Here is a 3,657-nt window from a genome sequence, read left to right as displayed (position 1 = left end):
CACGCATGAGGCTCCGGGCCACTCGGGCACCGGAGCCTCATGCGTGCTGTGACTGTGCGCCACCGCGCACGTCGGCCGCGTCAGTTTTGGCTGTCGAGAGTGGCCTGACTGTTGTTCGCGGCGGAGCCGCTCGACTTCGCCGCAGCGGTCTTCTTCGCAGTGGTCTTCTTGGCCGGAGTCTTCTTTGAGGCTGCGGTCTTCTTCGTAGCCTCCTCCGTCGTGGATCCGGCGTCTTCGGCGCCGGCCTCGTCGGTCGACTCACCGGTCTTTTCGGCTGCCTTCTCCTCCGACGCCGCCGTTGTAGGCTCGTCGCCCTTCTCGCCCGCGGATTCCTCGGTCGGCTCCGGGGCGGGAGCCCATGGACCGGTGGACGGATCATAGGTGGTCCACTGCTCGTCGGAGCTGCGCCGGCGCAGCACGCCAGCGACGGCCGCACCGGCGGCCGCGAAACCACCCAGCACCACAAGGGCGGTGCGGCGGCGCTTCTTGCGACGCCGACGCTTCGGTTCCTCCGCGATCTCAGCGGCCCGTTCGGAGAGGTCCTGAGCCCTGTCTGAGAGCTTGTCGGCCGCCCCGGCCAGCGATCCGGCCACCTTTGGCACGACGTCGTTCATGAGCGATTCCTTCGCCTGAGACGCCTTCGGGCCCACCTTGGCGCGGGCAGCCTCAACACTGGGTGCGACGCGGTCAGATGCGGACTCGACGACGGGACCAACCCGGTCCCGAGCCGAGTGAAGTGCCGGCGTCGCGACGTCGCGTGCTCGTTTCCCGGCATTGCGCGCGGCTTCACGCGCATGAATGGCGGCCTCGCGGACCTCGGTGACCGCTTCGTCAGTGTGTTTCTTCCGTCTCTTGCCGAACAACTTACGCAAGACGGGCCTCCTTGTTGATTGCGTTTCTTGGCCCTTCAGAGGCCGCATGGACGGATTCACCCCGGACGCGGGTCCGGTCGTGTCGGCACCCGTGCCCGTGAGCTGCTCATTACCGCCCGATGGTTCCATATCAGGTTCCGCCCTCACCAGCTGAGCGGGCGTTGGACGCCCTGCCTGTTCCACCTGCTGCCCCGTCCGTACAACCTCGTACCGTGTCAGACTCCTGTCGTAGATCATGCCTTGTATCCGACCCTATGCCTACCTGAGGCACTCCGTGGGAAGATGAGAGTTAATCGGACCGACTAATTCTGAAAGGCACATCGTGGCCAACGACCTCCAAGCGACCTTGCACACCAACCATGGCGACATCACCTTGAACCTATTACCCAATCACGCGCCGAAGACCGTGCGTAACTTCGTCGAGCTTGCGGAGGGCACGCGTGAGTGGGTACACCCCGAATCCGGGGAGAAGACCTCCGCCAGGCTCTATGACGGCACTGTCTTCCACCGGGTCATTCCCGGCTTCATGATCCAGGGCGGCGATCCCCTCGGGACGGGACGTGGTGGCCCTGGCTATGACTTCGCCGACGAGTTTCACCCGGAATTGATCTTCGACCGTCCATACCTGCTGGCCATGGCCAACGCCGGCCCGAACACGAACGGCTCGCAGTTCTTCATCACGGTGGGCCCGCAGCCGCATCTCAACCGAAAGCACACCATCTTCGGTGAGGTTGCGGACGCGGCGGGCCGTCAGGTGGTGGATGCGATCGCCGCCGTTCCCACCGGCCGTCTCGACCAGCCCGTGGATCCCGTCGTGATCAACTCGGTCTCGGTCAGCGGCAGCTGAAGATCTCGCACGTATGACTGGATCTGGCCAGGTGCAAGGCCCGCCTCCGAATGGGCCCGGGGTACCGACGTGTTACCGCCACGCGGACCGCGAGACCTATATCCGCTGCTCACGCTGCGAGAAGTTCATCTGCCCGGAGTGCATGACCGCGGCGCCGGTCGGATTCCAATGTCCGGACTGCATCGCTCAAGGGTCGAAGACAACGCGTCAAGCCCGCACGGTATTGGGCGGTGAGATCCGCCAGCACGGCGACCTCATCACCAAGTCGCTGGTGGGCATCAACGTCGTCATATGGCTGCTGGTGCAGATCGTGCAACGCGGTTCTGTCTCGGACACGATGCGCTTGGCGTACGGCGCGAACTGGCCTGAGCTGCCGGCGCGCTTCGCTTTGGTAATGGGATACGAGCCGGACCCGCTGCAGATCGGTGTCGTCGAGGGCGAGTGGTATCGACTCCTGACCGCTGCGTTCCTGCACGAGCAGTGGTGGCACATCGGTATGAACATGCTCGCCCTGTGGATACTGGGGAGCGCTCTGGAGCCGGTGCTCGGCCGATGGCGTTTCACCGCGCTCTACCTGTTGTCGGCGCTGGGCGGCTCCGCGGTGTCGTTGCTCGGCGCCAGTGAGTACACGATGTCTCTGGGCGCGTCCGGCGCCGTCTTCGGCCTGATGGGCGCCTTGTTCGTCGTGATGAGGAGGCTCGGGCGCGACGTCAGCGCGGTGGTGGCGATCCTGGCGATCAATGTGGTCATCGGGTTCACCGCGTCCGGTATCGACTGGCGTGCTCATCTAGGTGGCTTGGTGACCGGCGGAATCCTGGCCTTCGTCTTCGCGCACGCCCCGCGCGAGCATCGGCTTGTCTGGGGCATAGCCGGATGTTCGGTGGTCGCGGCCGCGATCGTGACGGCCGTCGTGGCGACCGTGGCCTAGCCACGGAAGCACAGAGCTGCCCCGCCATGAGTTATCCACAGGTGTTATCCCCAGTGGGGACAAACTACAAGCGTGTAATCACAGGTGTGTAAAGACTTGTGGATGCGCGTATCGGTGCAGCTCAGTGACGGTTGGTTCGTCTCGTTTGTGGGGCGTCCGGGGCCAGCGGCCGTACCAGGAGTGGACAACCCTCGAGCGTTCTCGGTCCCCATGTCTGGCCTCTCATAGGCCACGGCATGGGGACCGACGCGACACGTGTGACGGCCCGCCGCCTACTTCCACTGGGTGGCGGTGATGAACCCTCCGGTGATCATCCCCATGCCGATCACCAGATTCCAGCCGCCCATAGCGTCCATGAAACCGATCTCCTCGCGGAGGAGGTAGTAGGCGACGATCCAGACCAGGCCGAGTATGAGCAGGGTCAGCATGGTAGGCACGACCCAGCGACCCGAGGCGCTGGTATCGCGGGGCTCCTGAACCACGGAGTTATCCTTCTTACGGCGGCGCGACATCGGCACGGCGGGTTCCTCTCAGGCGAAGCGGACTGTGACGTTGCGTTTCCATGTAATCAAGATGCTCGGATAGCGTAGTAGCTCACGACGTTTACTCTCTAATATCGTCCTCCGGGGAAGGTGCATGCCATGCCGGATTCGGCCGCCGCTCGTGGTTGGAAGGCGCTGGCGCCCATCGTGCTCGCGGCATGTGGCGCGCTTCTCGTGATCAGTGCGAAGACTTCTGGCGGCACCGATCTCCGGGGCAGCGAAGTCCTCGAGATGCCCGATCTGGTCCGTGCTGAGGAACGACGCGTTGAGCAGCTCATCGCCGACGCGGAGCAGCTGAAGGTCGACGTCGATGAGCTCACCTCACGACAGGGCGACAACGAGACCAAGGAGATTCAGGAGCAGACCGAAGGTTTGCGTTCGGCTGCGGTGCTCGATGCTGTCGAGGGCACCGGTGTCACGGTGACACTCGATGACTCTCCACAGGTGAACGGCGAACAGGAGCTCGCA

4 protein-coding genes and 1 pseudogene are annotated in these 3,657 nt (G+C 64.2%); 3 read left to right on the top strand and 2 right to left on the bottom strand.

Translation table 11 applies throughout. The features are described from left to right. Positions 1 to 80: 80 nt before the first annotated feature. Positions 81 to 872 carry a hypothetical protein gene (locus ELR45_RS06170; RefSeq protein WP_129664381.1) on the bottom strand — a complete coding sequence of 264 codons (792 nt, stop codon included), beginning with the start codon at positions 870 to 872 and terminating at the stop codon, positions 81 to 83. Between the two features lie 322 nt (positions 873 to 1,194). On the opposite strand from ELR45_RS06170, the gene ELR45_RS06165 reads away from it, so the two are divergent. Next, the gene (locus ELR45_RS06165) at positions 1,195 to 1,719 is read left to right on the top strand and encodes a peptidylprolyl isomerase (RefSeq protein WP_129664379.1); all 525 of its coding nucleotides are present in this window, start codon (positions 1,195 to 1,197) and stop codon (positions 1,717 to 1,719) included. Positions 1,720 to 1,861: 142 nt separating this feature from the next. Further along, complete coding sequence (locus ELR45_RS06160) at positions 1,862 to 2,647, top strand: rhomboid family intramembrane serine protease (RefSeq protein WP_205856129.1); 786 nt, start codon at positions 1,862 to 1,864, stop codon at positions 2,645 to 2,647. Positions 2,648 to 2,919: 272 nt separating this feature from the next. Here ELR45_RS06160 and ELR45_RS06155 read toward each other — a convergent pair whose 3' ends face one another. Then, positions 2,920 to 3,159 (bottom strand): cell division protein CrgA, encoded by a 240-nt coding sequence (locus tag ELR45_RS06155; protein WP_276320655.1) that lies wholly within the window; start codon positions 3,157 to 3,159, stop codon positions 2,920 to 2,922. A 129-nt stretch (positions 3,160 to 3,288) separates the two neighbouring features. Between ELR45_RS06155 and ELR45_RS34675 the strand changes: the two are divergent. Continuing rightward, positions 3,289 to 3,657, top strand: a pseudogene (locus ELR45_RS34675) (hypothetical protein); the annotation flags it as partial.

Source organism: Phytoactinopolyspora endophytica, from assembly GCF_004138495.1.
GTDB lineage: Bacteria > Actinomycetota > Actinomycetes > Jiangellales > Jiangellaceae > Phytoactinopolyspora > Phytoactinopolyspora endophytica.
The sequence above is the reverse complement of the archived record's forward strand: the minus strand, read 5'-3'. Positions and strand labels throughout refer to the sequence as shown.